Below are 15,594 nucleotides of genomic sequence, written 5' to 3' on the forward strand. Positions count from 1 at the left end.
CCCGCGGCCCGCCTGCCGTCCCCGGCTCCCCGGATCAGGCCCCGCCCGGCGCGCGCTGTTCACGCAGTGCCGAGACCAGGGTCCACAGGGTGCCGGGGGTGTCGAAGACTCCGGCGCTCAACTCCTCGTCGGGGATGGTGATCCCGTACTCGTTCTCGACCAGGGCGAGCACTTCGACCATGGCGAGGGAGTCGAGTCCCACGGACTTCAGGCTCGTGTCCGGCGAGACGGTCTCCTTCTCCGCCAGCCGGGGCAGCGCCCCTCTCAGCAGTTTCTCGTAGGACGCGTCCCAGCAGCGTTCGGTCATGTCAGCTCAGCTCCTTGAGGGCGGTGTGTGGTGGCCGGTGCTCCGGCCGCTTCCCGGTGCAGCGCGAGCCGGGTGGCGGTGACGACTTCGCCGCCGTCCATGACGACTTCGGCGGGCGCGGGATGCCCGAGGAAGCCCAGGAGGCTGGCCGTCAGGCCGTACGCGCCCACGTTCGGGAAGGTGATCAGCTCTCCGGCCGCCAGCCCCGGCAGCTCGACCCCGCGTCCCAGCACGTCCGCCGGGGTGCACAGCGGGCCCGCCAGCGTGGCGCGCACGGCTTCGGGCCCGGGGTCCTCACTCGGACGTACGGGCCGCGCGGCCATCGGCAGCAGACGCCCCAGCCCGGAGAGTCCGCCCAGATGGTTGATGCCGGAGTCGAGGACCGCGTACGGGGTGCCCCGGCTGTCCTTGACGTCGGTGACGGTGCACAGCAACTGGCCGCTGTCGCCCACCAGATGACGTCCCGACTCGAACGCGACGACCGGCGCGCCCTCCCGCCAGCCGGGCAGCCACTCGTCGAGGGCCTCGCTCACCGCGTCCCGCAACTCCGTGTAGCGGGGCCGCTCCCCGGGCACCGCGTACGGTGCGGCGAACCCCCCGCCGAGGTCGACGAGCCGCAGCTCGATCCCCAGCGAGGAGCGCAGCTGTGCGGCGGTCCGGATGCTCTGCACCAGCTCGGCGCGGAGGCTCTCCTCGTCGCGGGCGTTGGTCAGCGGGAAGAAGTGCAGCCCGACCGTGCGTGTCCCCGGCACCTTCAGGCGCTCCGGCGCGGCCAGCAGCGTGTCCAGGTCGAAGCCGAACTGCGAGGCGCTGCCCGTCATCCGCAGGCCCGCGCTGCCGGGGGCACCGGCCGCGTTGATCCGCAGCACGCAGTCAGCGGTCACACCGTGGGCGCTCGCGGCGGCGCCGATGCGCTCCAGGTCTCCGAAGGACTCGGCCGAGTAGGACCGCACGCCCCGGCGGAGGGCTTCGGCCAGTTCGCCCGGCGTCTTCCCCGGCCCGGAGTAGAGCAGTTCACCCGCGCGGCATCCCGCCTGCAGCGCCGAGGCCAGCTCGCCGCGCGAGGTCACCTCGGCGCGGGCCCCGCAGCGGCGCAGTTCGGCCACCAGGTCGGGGTGCGGATTGGCCTTCAGGGAGTAGTAGAGGCGGCTGGGCGACGGCAGCGCCGCGGTGAGATCCGCGTACGCCCCCCGCACCCTGGCCAGGTCGTAGACGTAGAGCGGACTGCCGTAGCGGGCGACGAGTTCCTCCGCCGCCGCCGCGGGGAGTCCGGAGTGCTCAGCGGCCACCGACGGCCTCCTTCAGATACGCCTTGAGCAGCTTGCGGTCGGTCTTGCCGTTGGGCGTGAGCGGAAGGGCCGGCAGCATGTGGCACACGTCCGGCACCTTCGCCTGTTCGACGCGCTCCGCCAGCCCGACCAGCACCTCCTCGACGGTGACCTCGCCCACGGCGAAGAGGACCATGTCGCGGCCGTCCTCGGGTACGAGCAGAGCCGCCTCCCGGACCCCTTCGATGTCGAGGACGGCGGCCTCGATCTCCACGGCGCTCATCCGCATGCCGCGCCGCTTGAACAGGTCGTCGCGGCGTCCCTGGAAGTACAGGTGCCCGTCGGCGTCCAGCCAGCCGTAGTCGCCGGTGTGCAGGGTGACGGTCCCGTCCTCGCCGGTGCGGAAGCGCTGCGCCGTGGGTTCCGGGGCCCGCCAGTAGCCGGCCATGACGTGCGGGCCGCGCACGGCGATCTCACCGACGTCCAGGGCCGGTACCGGCTCGCCGTCCCCGTCGAGGATCAGCACCTCGGTACCGGTCAGCGCGGGCCCTACGGAGCCGGGCCTGTCCAGGTCGCCGTCGGGCTCCAGGATGGTGATGCGCTTGCACTCGGTCGTGCCGTACATCGGTGCCACCCGCGCGCCGGGGAAGCGTTCCCGCAGCGAGGCGATGAGCGGCGGGTTGAGCGCCGCACCGGTGTTGGTGAACAGGCGCACACCGGTGGGCCGCGGGTCGCGGGCGGCGAGACGGACGAGCATCTCCCCCAGCGAGGGCACCAGCGGCACCACGGTCGCGTTGTTGTCGCGTGCGTAGCCGAGCAGCCGGGCGTGCCCGTCGGCGTCGGAGAGCAGCAGTTCCGCACCCGCCAGTGCACACAGCAGCACCTGGTAGAGGCCGTAGTCGAAGGACAGCGGGACGGCGGTCAGTACGACGTCGTCCGCGCGGTACTCCAGCCGTTCGGCCACCGCGCGGGCGGCGAACGCCACTTGGGCGTGCGGGCAGGCGACTCCCTTGGGCGTGGCGGTACTTCCGGAGGTGTAGATCAGCAGGGCGAGCCGGTCGGCGGGGACCGTGCCCGCCGGTCCGTCAGCGGGAGCGTCCCCGGCGGGCGCGGTCGAGAGGCCGAGTTCCTCGACGATCTGGACGGGGATTCCCCCGGGCCAGGCGAAGTCCTCGACGCCGTCACGCTCGGCGGCGGTCGCCACGATCAGCGCCGGCTCGGCGTCGGCGATCACGGAGCGCAGATGGAAGGTGCGCATCGCGAGGCCGATCGGCACGAAGACGGCTCCGTGCCGCCACGTTCCGTACAGCATCGCGGTGAACTGCCGTACGTTGCCCGCCCGTACGAGCACCCGGTCGCCCGGGCGGACGCCGAGCGCGTCGAGCCGTGCGGCGAAGTCGCGTGCTGCCGCGTCGAGTTCGGCGTACGTCCACACACCGTCGCGGTCGCGTACGGCGGGTGCCGCGGGGCACGCGGCCACCGGTCGGGAGAGGATCGCGTCGACGGCGTTCTCGACCACGCCGGACGGGCGGGAGGTCTCGAAGGCCGGCACATCGGCTGCGGTGCTCACGCCGCCACCCCCGCGTTCCCGTCCGTCGCGTCCCGGTCCGTCGCCCCGCCGGCCGCCGCCCACTGCGGATCCTCCGTCATCTCCACGACGGCGCAGGTGCAGCTGAAGCCCGAACCGCCGCCCACGAGCAGCACCTTGTCGCCCGCACGCACCTGGCCCGTCTCGACGAGGTCGTTGAATCCGGCGAACTGGTCGCCCGCGCCGAGGTGTCCGGCCCGGCGTGCGAAGTCCCACGTCGACTTCTCCAGCGGAACACCGAGCATCTGCCGCACCTGCCAGTCCATCCGGCTGCGGCCGCTCGCGGGCACCACGATCCGCGCGATGCCGTCCATTCCGGTGCCCGCCTCGTCCAGCACCGTGGCCACGACATCGCGCACGACGGCGGTGACCCGCTCGGTCGCCGTCCGGAACCCGCCGCTGCTCGTCCTGACGAAGTGCTCGACACGGCCCGGCAGATCGAGGGGCTCCTCGGTCGGACGCGGCTGGAAGCCCGTTCCGCGCAGCACGGCCTCGAGAGAGTTGTCGGCGCCTGTGACCGTGGACAGCAGCCGGGCGAACCCGCCACGCCGGGACAGGAGCAGAGCGGTGGCGCCGTCCCCGTAGACGAAGCCCGGTTCGCTGCTCCAGCGCTGGATCTGCGGCTCGCCGAACCGGTCGGCCGAGGTCACCATCGCCGCCGCGCCCGCGGGGCCCGACTGCACGTGGCGCGCGGCCAGTTCGAGCGCGCCGAGGCACGCGTTGCACTCCTGCCGCATCCCGAAGGCCGGGACGTGCCGGCCGAGGGCGTGCCCGGCGACGTACGACGCCGCCGGCCACATCTCGACGCCCTGGAACCAGATGCAGGTGTGCACCAGCAGTTCCACGTCCTCGGCGTCCAGTCCGGAACGCTTGAGTGCGGTGGTCGCGGCCTCCACGGCCATGTCCGGCGGTGCCGTGTCCTCACTCGCCACCCGCACCGAGACCAGGTCGTCCGCGGCCGCCTGCTCCGGGTCGTACAGGCCGGCCTCCACGGCTTCCCGGGCCGGGACCGGCTCGGGAAGCCGAGCTCCCGTGCCCGCCACGTAAACGCCTTCCCAGCGCATGTTCCTCCCATTTCGTCGAGGGCTCCGTCGGCCGGTACGAGTCGGATCTGCGCACGACTGCACCTGGGAACCACCCGGGGAATGTTCCGCGCCGCGGCTTTGGCCTGGCTAAAGACGCGGCCTGACGGGCTGCGGGGCGAGCCGCAAGCGGGACTTCAGCACCGGCGCCCACCATGACGCGGCGGACGCGCACACGGCCTCGGCGACGAGGTGACGCCGAGCGGTGGAGGGAACCTGTCGATGCGGACGTCGATGCAGAAGCAGGAGGCAGCCGGAGAGGCCGACCCGAGACGCTGGTGGATCCTCGGGGTGCTCTCCCTGGCCCTGTTCGTGATCATCCTCAACAACGGCCTGCTCAACGTCGCCATCCCGAAGATCATGCAGGAGCTCGGCACCGGCATCGGCGCGACGCAGTGGATCGTCGACGGCTACGCGGTCGTCTTCGCGGCGGCCCTGCTGACAGCGGGGACGCTCTCCGACCGGTACGGCCGCAAGCGTGCGACGCTGCTCGGCGCGTGCGGCTTCGGGGTGGGTTCACTGCTGGCGCTCACCGCCGACGGGACCGTTCAACTCATCCTGGCGCGGGGCGTGCTGGGGCTGGCCGCGGCGTTCGTGATGCCCGGGACCCTCGCCATCCTCGTCGACGTCTTCCCCGCCCACGAACGCCCCCGGGCCATCGCCGTGTGGGGCAGCTCCTCCGCTCTCGGCGTGGCCGCCGGGCCCGTGATCGGCGGCGTGCTGGTCGACCACTTCTGGTGGGGCTCGATCTTCCTGGTCAATCTGCCGCCCGTGCTCGTGGTCCTCGTGGCGGGCATGTGGCTCCTGCCGGAGTCGGCCGAGAAGGTGCCGCGTCCCGCCGACCCCGTCGGAGCGCTGCTGGGTTCGGCGACGATGACGACACTGGTCTACGGAGTGATCCACGCCGCGGGCCGCGGCTGGACGTCCGCACCGGTGCTCGGCGCCCTGACGGCGTGCGCGGTCTGCGCCGTCGCCTTCGTCACCTGGGAGCGCAGGCACCCCTTCCCGATGGTCAACTTCGCACTGCTGCGGACACCCGCGTTCCTCGGTGCGAGTGCGGGCAGCATGCTGCTGTTCCTCGGTCTCGCCGGCACCCTCTTCGTACTGACGCAGCAGCTCCAGTTCGCCCTGGGCTACAGCCCGTTGGCGGCAGGACTGGCCGTCGCACCGCTCGCAGTGGGCGTCGGTCTCGGCTCCACCCTCACCACGGCCCTCACCCGCCTCGCGGGCACGGACGGAGGCGTGGCCTGCGGGCTGGTGTGCGCCGCTGCCGGCATGCTGACCCTTAGTCAGTTCTCGGACGGCTATCTGCCCGTCGTGGCGGGGCTGTTGCTCAGCGGCTTCGGCATCGGCCTCGCGCTGACGCCCGTCACGGACACCGTGATGACGCTCGTGCCGCCGGAGCGATCCGGGAACGCCGCCGCCCTCAACGACACCATGCAGGAACTGGGCAACGCCCTGGGGGTCGCCGTGGTCGGCACCGTCCTGGCCCGGCAGTACGGCGCCCAGACCTCGGGCCCGCCGGCGTCGGAGGAGGCCCGCCGGTCCTTCATGGACGCCGCCTCCTCGGGATTCCTCGTCGCGGCCACCGTGGTCGCGGCGGGAGCGGCGGTGGCCGCCGTGCTGCTTCCGGGCTCCAGCCCCGTGGGCAGACACCGCCTCGTACAGGGTCCCCGGACCCCCGGCAAGCACCGGCGGCCCAGGCAGCGGTCCATCGGCCCGACGGCCTGGAGCGGGGAACAGCACGAGCCGGTGCCCGCCCTGCGGAGCCTGTCCGACGCGTGACCTGCGAGGGCTCCGTGTGACGGTCCCCTCGCAGGCCCGACGCGAAGAGGGTCCCGGCGGACGGCGGTTGAGCCGGACCGGCTCGGCCGGACGGAGTCCGGACCGGGTCAGCCGGACGAAAGGTCAGGCGGACCGGGTGCCCTCGGACGGTGCCGGGTCAGGGCTCCGGAACGGCCCCGCCACCGTTCAGACGGGCGCCCCCGCGCAGGCGACGCTCTGCGCGTACCTGCGCAGCACGGCGCTCAACTCCCCCAGGAACAGCGGCTCGTCGTCCCGCAGGAAGAAGTGCCCGCCGGGCATCGTCCGCAGTTCGCTCCCCCTGCCCGCGTGCAGCCGCCAGGCAGCCACCTCCGGTACGGACACGAGCCGGTCCCGCCGCCCCGCGAAGAGGTGCAGCGGCACCTGGAGGAGCTGGTCGTGGCCGGTCGCCTCGCTGTCCCGGCACATCAGCAGGTCGTCCCGCGCCACGGGCAGCATCGCCCTGAGGAAGTCCGGGTACTTCAGCAACGCCTTTGGGATACCCCCGAGTTCGGCGAGACGCCGCGTCAACTGCTCGTCGTCGGCCTCCGGTTCGATCACCGAGGGCGCGGGCAGATGAGGTGCCCGGTACGCGCCGAGGACGAGGGCGAGCGGCAGCGGCGCGCCGCGCTGCTGCCTGCGCAGGGTCAGCGTGAAGGCGATGAGCGCACCCATGCTGTGCCCGTAGAAGACGTGCGGCCGGGACAGTTCGTCGTCGAGCTGCTCGTCGAGGTCGTCGACGAGCGCTTTGAGAGCGGTGAACCGCTCCTCGTTGACGCGGCCTTCGCGCCCCGGGAGCTGAACGGGCAGCACGTGCACACCGGCGCCGTGCGCGTCGAGTCCCCGCTGCCAGCGCCCGTACGCGGAGGCACCGCCGCCCGCGTACGGGAAGCACAGCAGCCGGATGCCGTCTCGTGCCGCGCCGTCCTCGGGTCGTCGGGGCAGGTAGCGGGTCATGGGCTCCACCTCGGGCTCGTCCGTCACCGGTGCGCCGGCCGGGACGAGTGGGCATCGGGAAACAGCGGCCGTCCCGGCCGACGCCTCCCACCCTGCCGTGGTCCGCTAAAAGGCGGCCAAACTCGGCACCGGAGAGTCCAGCATCGGGTCGGCGTCCAGCACCGCCCTGTGCAGCCTCTGCAGCCGGTGCGAGGGTTCGATGCCCAGCTCCTCCACGTACTCGGCGCGCATCCGCCGGTACACGTGCAGGGCCTGTGAGGAGCGTCCGCAGCGGTAGAGCGCCACCATCAGCTGGGCGTGGAGGCTCTCCTGGAGCGGGAACCGCGCGGTCAGCATCGTCAGTTCACCGATCAGCTGGGCGTGCCGGCCCAGCTGCAGGTCCGCCGTGATCCGTCCGTCCAGCGCCGCACGCCGCGCCTCTTCGAGGCACTGCGCCTCCACTTCGAGGCCGGAGCCGGTCCGTACGTCGGCGAGGGCCGGGCCGCGCCACAGGCCCAGCGCCCGTTCCAGCGAACGGGACGCCTCCTCGCCGTCGCCCTCGACGAGGGAGCGCAGACCGCGGGTGGCGAGCCGGTCGAACTCGTGGGCGTCGGTGGTCGTGCCGGGCATGTCGAGCATGTAGCCGTGGTGGCCGCGGCGGAGCACGTCCTTCGCGGAACGTCCGGCTGCCTGTTCCTGCGGGACCGGGCCGAGGGCGGCTGAAATCGCGCGGCGCAGCTGTTTGATGTAGGTCTGCACGACGCCTGAGGGATTCGTGGGCGGACTGCTCCCCCACAGCTCCTGCGCGATCGTCGCCGTGCTCATCTGCTGCCCGGCGTTTGCCGCGAGCAGTGCCAGGACCTGCCGGGGCTTGGCCGCGCTGGGGACCACGGAAGTGCCGTCCACCCGCACGACGAGGGGCCCGAGAATTCCGATGTCCATCTCTCCCCCGCTCTCTTCCACTTGTCTAACGGCGACAGTGGCAGGAACCGGTTTCAGCCGACAGTTAGCGATGCATGAGAGTGGCGTGAACCAGGGAGGTTCCGGGGGGTGAGATTTTCACGTCGGCGATGTCTCCGACTTGTGACGCCCGGGGTGGCCCCGTAACCCCCCGCTGTTCCGCGCCGTACGCCCCGCCGCGCCGCCGCCGGCGTCGGGTGCTCCGTCGCGCAGCGCCGCGGCGCCCGCCCCCCGGTCGGGGTCGAGGCGGGCACCGCGGACGTGTGGGTGTGCGGCTCAGACCGCCAGGGCGCGGTCTGTCGGCGCGATGGGGGACGGCAGTGCGCTGGTACCCGTCAGGTAGCGGTCCACTCCCCTGGCTGCCGAGCGCCCTTCGGCGATGGCCCAGACGATGAGGGACTGACCGCGGCCCGCGTCGCCCGCGACGAACACGCCGTCGACGTTGGTGGAGTAGTCGGCGTCACGGGCGATGTTGCCGCGCTCGTCCAGCTCGACGCCGAACTGCTCGACGAGGCCGTTCTCGCGGTCGACCCCGGTGAACCCCATTGCGAGAGTGACCAGTTGGGCCGGGATCTTCCGCTCGGTGCCGGGCTTCGGCTCCGGCCTGCCGTCCTTCATCTCGACCTCGACCATGTGCAGCCACTGGACGTCGCCGACTTCCTGCCCGTCTTCGGGGGCGGAGCCCTCGAAGTGGGTGGTGTTGACGGAGTAGACCCGCTCGCCGCCCTCCTCGTGCGCGGAGGTGACCTTGTAGAGCATCGGGAAGGTCGGCCACGGCTGGTGAGGCGGACGCTCCTCGCCCGGCTTCGGCATGATCTCCAGCTGGGTGACGGACGCCGCGCCCTGCCGGTGCGCGGTACCGACGCAGTCGGCGCCGGTGTCGCCGCCGCCGATGACGACGACGTGCTTGCCCTCGGCGCTGATCGGGGAGACCGTCAGGTCCCCCTCCTGCACCTTGTTGGACAGCGGCAGGTACTCCATCGCCTGGTGCACGCCGTTCAGTTCACGTCCGGGCACCGTGAGGTCGCGGGCTGTGGTGGCGCCTGCGGCGATGACGACCGCGTCGTGCCGCTTGAGCAGCTTCTTCGCGTCGATGTCGCGGCCGATCTCCACCTCGGTACGGAACTTGGTGCCCTCCGCGCGCATCTGCTCGATACGCCGGTTGATGTGCCGCTTCTCCATCTTGAACTCGGGGATGCCGTAGCGCAGCAGCCCGCCGAGCCGGTCGGCACGCTCGTAGACGACGGCGGTGTGCCCGGCGCGTGTCAGCTGCTGGGCCGCGGCGAGTCCCGCCGGGCCGGAGCCGATGACGGCGACGGTCTTGCCCGAGAGCCGCTCGGGGGGCTGCGGCGTGACGTCCCCGTTGTCCCACGCCTTGTCGATGATGGTGACCTCGACGTTCTTGATGGTCACCGGCGGCTGGTTGATGCCCAGCACGCACGCCGACTCGCACGGCGCGGGACACAGCCGCCCGGTGAACTCGGGGAAGTTGTTCGTCGCGTGCAGCCGCTCGATCGCGGCGCCCCAGTCCTCGCGGTAGGCGTAGTCGTTCCACTCGGGGATGAGGTTGCCCAGCGGGCAGCCCTGGTGGCAGAAGGGGATGCCGCAGTCCATGCAGCGCCCGGCCTGCTTGCTGACGATCGGCAGCAGCGAGCCCGGAACGTAGACCTCGTTCCAGTCCTTCACCCGCTCCTCGACCGGACGGGACTCGGCGACCTCACGGTCGGTGTTCAGGAAGCCCTTGGGGTCAGCCATTGATCGCCGCCTCCATCATCTTCTCGTGGGTCTCGGACTCGCTGAGTCCGGCTCGCTCGGCGGCGTCCTTGGCGGCGAGCACAGCCTGGTAAGTGGCAGGGATGACCTTGCTGAAACGCGTCAGCGCGGCGTCCCAGTCGGCCAGCAGGGCCTCGGCGACCGTGGAACCGGTCTCCTGCTGGTGGCGGCGCACCACGTCGTGCAGCCACTCCTTGTCCTCGGGGTCCCACTCCTCGGGGCCGAAGACGGCGTCCCGCAGGCCCGCGTTCACATCGGCCGGGTCGAGGTCGACGACGTAGGCGACACCGCCGGACATGCCCGCGCCGAAGTTGCGCCCTGTGCCGCCGAGTACGACCGCGGCGCCGCCCGTCATGTACTCGCAGCCGTGGTCGCCGACGCCCTCGGAGACCACCAGCGCCCCGGAGTTGCGGACGCAGAAGCGCTCACCCACGCGCCCGCGCAGGAACATCTCGCCACCGGTCGCGCCGTAGGCGAGGGTGTTGCCGGCGATCGTGGAGTACTCGGCGAGGTGGTCGGCGCTCCTCTCCGGACGCACGACCAGCCGTCCGCCGGAGAGCCCCTTGCCCACGTAGTCGTTGGCGTCGCCCTCCAGCCGCAGCGTCACGCCGCGCGGCACGAACGCGCCGAAGGACTGGCCCGCGGAGCCGGTGAACGTGATGTCGACGGTGTCGTCGGGCAGCCCCGCACCGCCGAACTTCTTCGTCACCTCGTGGCCGAGCATCGTGCCCACGGTCCGGTTGATGTTGCGGATCGTCATGCGGCCGCGCACCGGCTGCGCCGCGGTGGCGCTGTCCGCGGACAGCGCGTCGGCGGCGAGCTTGATCAGCTCGTTGTCGAGCGCCTTGGCCAGTCCGTGGTCCTGCTCGACGACCTGGTGGCGCACCGCGCCGTCCGGCAGGTCCGGCACGTGCAGCAGCGGCTCCAGGTCCAGGCCCTGGGCCTTCCAGTGGTCCACGGCACGGCTGACGTCCAGCAGCTCGGCGTGCCCGACGGCCTCGTCGAGGGTGCGGAATCCCAGTTCGGCCAGGAGCTCGCGGACCTCCTCGGCGATGAACCGGAAGTAGTTCACGACGAATTCGGCCTTGCCGTTGTAGCGCTCCCGCAGCACCGGGTTCTGCGTGGCGATGCCGACCGGACAGGTGTCCAGGTGGCACACGCGCATCATGACGCAGCCGGAGACGACCAGCGGAGCGGTCGCGAAGCCGAACTCCTCGGCGCCGAGCAGCGCGGCGACGACCACGTCACGGCCGGTCTTCAGCTGCCCGTCCGTCTGTACGACGATCCTGTCGCGCAGCCCGTTCAGCAGCAGGGTCTGCTGCGTCTCGGCCAGACCCAGCTCCCAGGGGCCGCCCGCGTGCTTGAGCGAGGTGAGCGGCGAGGCGCCCGTACCGCCGTCGTGGCCGGAGATGAGCACCACGTCGGCGTGTGCCTTGGAGACTCCCGCGGCGACCGTGCCGACGCCGACCTCCGAGACCAGCTTCACGTGGATACGCGCCCGGGGGTTGGCGTTCTTCAGGTCGTGGATGAGCTGGGCGAGGTCCTCGATGGAGTAGATGTCGTGGTGCGGGGGCGGCGAGATGAGGCCGACGCCCGGCGTCGAGTGCCGCGTCCTGGCGACCCACGGGTAGACCTTGTGGCCGGGCAGCTGGCCGCCCTCACCGGGCTTGGCGCCCTGCGCCATCTTGATCTGGATGTCGTCGGAGTTGACGAGGTACTCGCTGGTGACGCCGAACCGCCCGGACGCGACCTGCTTGATCGCGCTGCGGCGCGCCGGGTCGTACAGGCGCTCGGGGTCCTCGCCGCCCTCGCCGGTGTTGGACTTGCCGCCCAGCTGGTTCATGGCGATGGCGAGCGTCTCGTGCGCCTCCTGCGAGATGGAGCCGTAGGACATGGCACCGGTCGAGAAGCGCTTGACGATCTCGCTGACGGGCTCGACCTCCTCGATGGGGATCGAGGGACGGTCGCCCTTCAGCCGGAACAGCCCGCGCAGCGTCATCAGGCGCTCGGACTGCTCGTCCACGCGCTGCGTGTACTGCTTGAAGATGTCGTAGCGGCGGGCACGCGTGGAGTGCTGGAGCCTGAAGACCGTGTCCGGGTCGAACAGGTGCGGCTCCCCTTCGCGGCGCCACTGGTACTCGCCGCCGATGTCTAGGGCACGGTGCGCCGGGGCGATGCCGGTGGCCGGGTAGGCCTTGGCGTGCCGGGCGGCGACCTCCTTGGCGATGACGTCCAGGTCCGCGCCGCCGATCTTGGTGGTCGTCCCGTGGAAGTAGGTGTCCACGAACGACTCGTCCAGACCGACCGCTTCGAAGACCTGCGCACCGCGGTACGACGCGACGGTGGAGATGCCCATCTTGGACATCACCTTCAGCACACCCTTGCCGAGTGCCTTGATGAGGTTGCGGATGGCGTCCTCGGCCGGCATGTCTCCGGGCAGGAAGGTGCCCGCCCGCACCAGGTCCTCGACGGTCTCCATGGCGAGGTACGGGTTGACGGCCGCGGCGCCGTAGCCGATGAGCAGCGCGACGTGGTGCACCTCGCGTACGTCGCCCGCCTCGATCAGCAGGCCCACCTGGGTCCGCTGCTTGGTGCGGATGAGGTGGTGGTGCACCGCGGAGGTCAGCAGCAGCGACGGGATGGGCGCGTGCTCGGCGTCGGAGTGCCGGTCGGAGAGGACGATCAGGCGTGCGCCGGCCTCGATCGCCGCGTCCGCCTCGGCGCAGATCTCCTTGAGCCGGTCGGCGAGGCCCCTGCCGCCGTCGTGGACGCGGTAGAGCCCGGACAGCGTCGTGGACTTGAAGCCGGGCAGGTCGCCGTCGGCGTTGATGTGGATGAGCTTGGCCAGCTCGTCGTTGTCGATCACCGGGAAGGGCAGGGTGACGCTGCGGCAGGACGCCGCCGTCGGGTCCAGCAGGTTGCCCTGCGGGCCGAGCGACGAGTGCAGGGAGGTGACCAGTTCCTCGCGGATGGCGTCCAGCGGCGGGTTGGTGACCTGCGCGAAGAGCTGGGTGAAGTAGTCGAAGATCAGCCGGGGCCGGTCGGAGAGCGCGGCGATCGGGGAGTCCGTACCCATCGAACCGATCGGCTCCGCGGCGCTCTTGGCCATCGGCGCGAGCAGGACGCGCAGTTCCTCCTCGGTGTAGCCGAAGGTCTGCTGGCGGCGGGTGACGGATGCGTGCGTGTGCACGATGTGCTCGCGCTCGGGCAGGTCGGCGAGGTCGATCAGACCGGCCTCCAGCCACTCCTGGTACGGCTGCTCGGAGGCGAGCTGCTCCTTGATCTCGTCGTCCTCGATGATGCGGTGCTCGGAGGTGTCCACGAGGAACATCCGGCCGGGCTGGAGCCGTCCCTTGCGCACGATCCGGGCGGGGTCGATGTCCAGGACGCCGACCTCGGAGCCGAGCACGACGAGGCCGTCGTCGGTGACCCAGTAGCGGCCCGGACGCAGCCCGTTCCGGTCGAGGACGGCGCCGACCTGGGTCCCGTCGGTGAAAGTGACGCAGGCAGGACCGTCCCAGGGCTCCATCATCGTGGAGTGGTACTGGTAGAACGCCCGGCGGGCGGGGTTCATGGCCTCCTTGGACTCGGGGCTCTCCCACGCCTCGGGCACCATCATCAGCACCGAGTGCGGCAGGGAGCGTCCGCCCAGGTGCAGCAGCTCCAGCACCTCGTCGAAGGTGGCGGAGTCGGAGGCGCCGGGGGTGTTCAGGGGGAAGATCCGCTCCAGGGCCGTCCTGCCGTCCGGGCCCGCACCGAACAGGTCCGACTTCAGCTGCGATTCCCGTGCCCGCATCCAGTTGCGGTTCCCCTGCACCGTGTTGATCTCGCCGTTGTGCGCGACGAAGCGGTACGGGTGCGCCAGCGGCCAGCTCGGGAAGGTGTTGGTGGAGAAGCGAGAGTGCACCAGGGCGATGGCGCTGGCGAAGCGCCGGTCGGACAGGTCCGGGAAGAAAGGTTCCAGCTGCCCCGTGGTCAGCATGCCCTTGTAGACGAGGGTGCGGGAGGAGAGCGAGGGGAAGTAGACCCCGGCCTCGCGCTCCGCACGCTTGCGCAGCACGAAGGCCAGCCGGTCCAGAGCGATGCCGGTACGGGCTCGGCCGCCCTCCGAGGCGTCCTTCACGAACAGCTGGCGGAACACGGGCATCGTCGAGCGGGCTCCCGGGCCGAGAAGGCCGGGGGCGACCGGGACCTCACGCCAGCCGAGCACCTGGAGTCCCTCCTCGGACGCCAGCGTCTCGATCTGCGAGACGGCGGTGGCGGCCTCGGACTCGTCGCCGGGCAGGAAGGCGATGCCCACGGCGTAGCCGCCCGCCTCGGGCAGGGTGAAGCCGGCGGTCTCCCGCAGGAAGGCGTCGGGGACCTGGACCAGCAGACCGGCGCCGTCGCCGGTGTCGGGGTCGGAACCGGTGGCGCCGCGGTGCTCCAGGTTGCGCAGTACGGTCAGCCCCTGTTCGACCAGGTCATGGCTGGGTGCCCCGGTGAGCGTCGCCACGAAGCCGACACCGCAGGCGTCGTGCTCGTGCCGGGGGTCGTACATCCCCTGCTTGGCAGGGTGGGCCGCCTGAAACGCTGCACGCATCGGCTCTCCCGTCGTCGTCGTGGCCTGTGGCTCCGCCGGACGGAGCCGGGCGGGAGCGGGTGCCGAGGGACGACGTTGGCCCTCTGCAGAGCAAATTTCCGTGAAGGTTACATGATGGACCACACCCTGAAAAAAGAGCGGACCATCTCGAAGTGTGGACCGGGTGACCACATGGCGATATACGGCAGGCCGGTCCCCAGGACCTGCGACGGGGGCGTGGGTGGCCCCTGCGCAGGGACGTCGTGCTCGTGCCCGGTGCGAGCTTCGTTGCCCGCGGGCTTCTCGCTTCTGCCCGAACCCCGGCGGATCGAAACCGCCTGGTAACAAGAAGGTCGGATGAGAGGGCTCCGCTCGGGAGCCGAGCCTCCCTCGCCATGGTCACCCCACAGCCGTCCCGAAAGCCACACCCAGGCCGTAAGTCACCGCGGCCGCGGCGGCTCCGAGGGCCAGCTGCCGCAGCCCGCTGAACCACCACGGCCGCGCTGTCACCCTCGCCACGATCGCACCGCAGGCGAAGAGCCCCGCGAGCGCCAGCACCACGGCGTACCAGAGCGACGTGGCGCCCGCCAGGTAGGGCAGGACGGGCAGGATCGCCCCGACCGAGAAGGAGAGGAAGGAGGAGACGGCCGCGACCATGGGCGACGGGAGACCGGCGGGGTCGACGCCCAGCTCCTCACGGGCATGCGTCTCCAGGGCCTGGTCCGGGTCCCGGTGGAGCTGCCGGGCCACCTCCATGGCCAGCCGGGGCTCCACGCCGCGCGACTCGTACACGTCCGCGAGCTCCCTCAGCTCGTCCTCGGGGTGGAGCCGCAGCTCACCCCGCTCCACCTCCAGTTCCGCCTGGACGAGTTCACGCTGCGAGGCGACGGAGGTGTACTCGCCCGCGGCCATCGAGAAGGCCCCGGCCACGAGGCCCGCCAGCCCGGAGACGACGATGGTCTGCGAGGAGGCCGAGCTGCCGGCCACGCCTGCGACCAGGCCGAGGTTGGAGACCAGCCCGTCCATGGCGCCGAAGACCGTCGGACGCAGCCAGCCCCCGCTCACGTCCCGGTGCGTGTGGTTCACGCGGTCGCTGTGCTTCGCGTGATCACTGCGGCGCAGGCGTCCGCCCCGCCCCTCGGCCCCCGGCGCTGACTCCTGCTCCATGACCGCCATATCCGTATCGCTTCCCGCGCAGCGGCGGAGCCGACAGCCGGCGCCACCCTCCAGGTCTTCGAAGGTATGCGCGGTCCGGCCGCGGCCGCCAGCCAGGAAGGCCGAACTTACCTGGCGAGAGCTGGGCGGCCGTACTGCGC

10 protein-coding genes are annotated in these 15,594 nt (G+C 71.6%); 1 reads left to right on the forward strand and 9 read right to left on the reverse strand.

Translation table 11 applies throughout. From position 1 onward, the window contains the following. Positions 1-34: 34 nt before the first annotated feature. Genes ACFPA8_RS25035 through ACFPA8_RS25050 form a run of 4 tightly spaced genes read right to left on the reverse strand, consistent with a single transcriptional unit; the run spans position 35 to position 4,227 of the window. A complete protein-coding gene (locus tag ACFPA8_RS25035) occupies positions 35-307 on the reverse strand; it encodes an acyl carrier protein (protein ID WP_386452072.1) in 273 nt (90 codons plus the stop codon). Then, positions 304-1,596 carry a type III PLP-dependent enzyme domain-containing protein gene (locus ACFPA8_RS25040; protein WP_386452074.1) on the reverse strand — a complete coding sequence of 431 codons (1,293 nt, stop codon included), beginning with the start codon at positions 1,594-1,596 and terminating at the stop codon, positions 304-306. Before ACFPA8_RS25040 ends, ACFPA8_RS25035 begins: the two co-directional genes overlap by 4 nt. Further along, positions 1,586-3,145, reverse strand: coding sequence for a class I adenylate-forming enzyme family protein (locus tag ACFPA8_RS25045; RefSeq protein ID WP_386452076.1), 1,560 nt, complete (start codon positions 3,143-3,145; stop codon positions 1,586-1,588). The genes ACFPA8_RS25040 and ACFPA8_RS25045 overlap by 11 nt, the downstream gene beginning before the upstream one ends. Beyond that, on the reverse strand, positions 3,142-4,227 hold the full coding sequence (locus ACFPA8_RS25050; RefSeq protein WP_386452077.1) for a ketoacyl-ACP synthase III family protein: 1,086 nt from the start codon (positions 4,225-4,227) through the stop codon (positions 3,142-3,144). The genes ACFPA8_RS25045 and ACFPA8_RS25050 overlap by 4 nt, the downstream gene beginning before the upstream one ends. A 240-nt stretch (positions 4,228-4,467) precedes the next feature. Between ACFPA8_RS25050 and ACFPA8_RS25055 the strand changes: the two genes are divergently transcribed. Beyond that, on the forward strand, positions 4,468-6,030 hold the full coding sequence (locus ACFPA8_RS25055) for an MFS transporter (RefSeq protein ID WP_386452078.1): 1,563 nt from the start codon (positions 4,468-4,470) through the stop codon (positions 6,028-6,030). Between the two features lie 186 nt (positions 6,031-6,216). Here ACFPA8_RS25055 and ACFPA8_RS25060 read toward each other — a convergent pair whose 3' ends face one another. The 5 genes from ACFPA8_RS25060 to ACFPA8_RS25080 all read right to left on the reverse strand — a co-directional run bounded on the left by ACFPA8_RS25060 (position 6,217) and on the right by ACFPA8_RS25080 (position 15,454). Next, complete coding sequence (locus tag ACFPA8_RS25060; protein WP_386452080.1) at positions 6,217-7,005, reverse strand: thioesterase II family protein; 789 nt, start codon at positions 7,003-7,005, stop codon at positions 6,217-6,219. 105 nt (positions 7,006-7,110) lie between these two features. Then, on the reverse strand, positions 7,111-7,926 hold the full coding sequence (locus ACFPA8_RS25065; RefSeq protein WP_386452082.1) for an AfsR/SARP family transcriptional regulator: 816 nt from the start codon (positions 7,924-7,926) through the stop codon (positions 7,111-7,113). Positions 7,927-8,220: 294 nt separating this feature from the next. Continuing rightward, positions 8,221-9,699, reverse strand: a complete 1,479-nt coding sequence (locus ACFPA8_RS25070; protein WP_386452084.1) for a glutamate synthase subunit beta — start codon at positions 9,697-9,699, stop codon at positions 8,221-8,223. Then, positions 9,692-14,299 carry a glutamate synthase large subunit gene (gene gltB / locus ACFPA8_RS25075; RefSeq protein WP_386452086.1) on the reverse strand — a complete coding sequence of 1,536 codons (4,608 nt, stop codon included), beginning with the start codon at positions 14,297-14,299 and terminating at the stop codon, positions 9,692-9,694. The genes ACFPA8_RS25070 and gltB overlap by 8 nt, the downstream gene beginning before the upstream one ends. Positions 14,300-14,677: 378 nt before the next feature. Then, entirely contained in the window at positions 14,678-15,454 is a 777-nt protein-coding gene (locus tag ACFPA8_RS25080) for a VIT1/CCC1 transporter family protein (RefSeq protein ID WP_386452087.1), read from the reverse strand. Between the last annotated feature and the right edge of the window lie 140 nt (positions 15,455-15,594).

This window comes from Streptomyces ovatisporus (genome assembly GCF_042653885.1).
Taxonomy (GTDB): Bacteria; Actinomycetota; Actinomycetes; order Streptomycetales; family Streptomycetaceae; genus Streptomyces; species Streptomyces ovatisporus.

Bases quoted from the DNA above. Each gene is read 5' to 3' on its own strand.
- ACFPA8_RS25035 (WP_386452072.1), bottom strand. From the start codon at position 307: ATGACCGAACGCTGCTGGGACGCGTCCTACGAGAAACTGCTGAGAGGG.
- ACFPA8_RS25050 (WP_386452077.1), bottom strand. From the start codon at position 4,227: ATGCGCTGGGAAGGCGTTTACGTGGCGGGCACGGGAGCTCGGCTTCCC.
- ACFPA8_RS25055 (WP_386452078.1), top strand. From the start codon at position 4,468: ATGCGGACGTCGATGCAGAAGCAGGAGGCAGCCGGAGAGGCCGACCCG.
- ACFPA8_RS25060 (WP_386452080.1), bottom strand. From the start codon at position 7,005: ATGACCCGCTACCTGCCCCGACGACCCGAGGACGGCGCGGCACGAGAC.
- ACFPA8_RS25065 (WP_386452082.1), bottom strand. From the start codon at position 7,926: ATGGACATCGGAATTCTCGGGCCCCTCGTCGTGCGGGTGGACGGCACT.
- ACFPA8_RS25070 (WP_386452084.1), bottom strand. From the start codon at position 9,699: ATGGCTGACCCCAAGGGCTTCCTGAACACCGACCGTGAGGTCGCCGAG.
- gltB (WP_386452086.1), bottom strand. From the start codon at position 14,299: ATGCGTGCAGCGTTTCAGGCGGCCCACCCTGCCAAGCAGGGGATGTAC.
- ACFPA8_RS25080 (WP_386452087.1), bottom strand. From the start codon at position 15,454: ATGGCGGTCATGGAGCAGGAGTCAGCGCCGGGGGCCGAGGGGCGGGGC.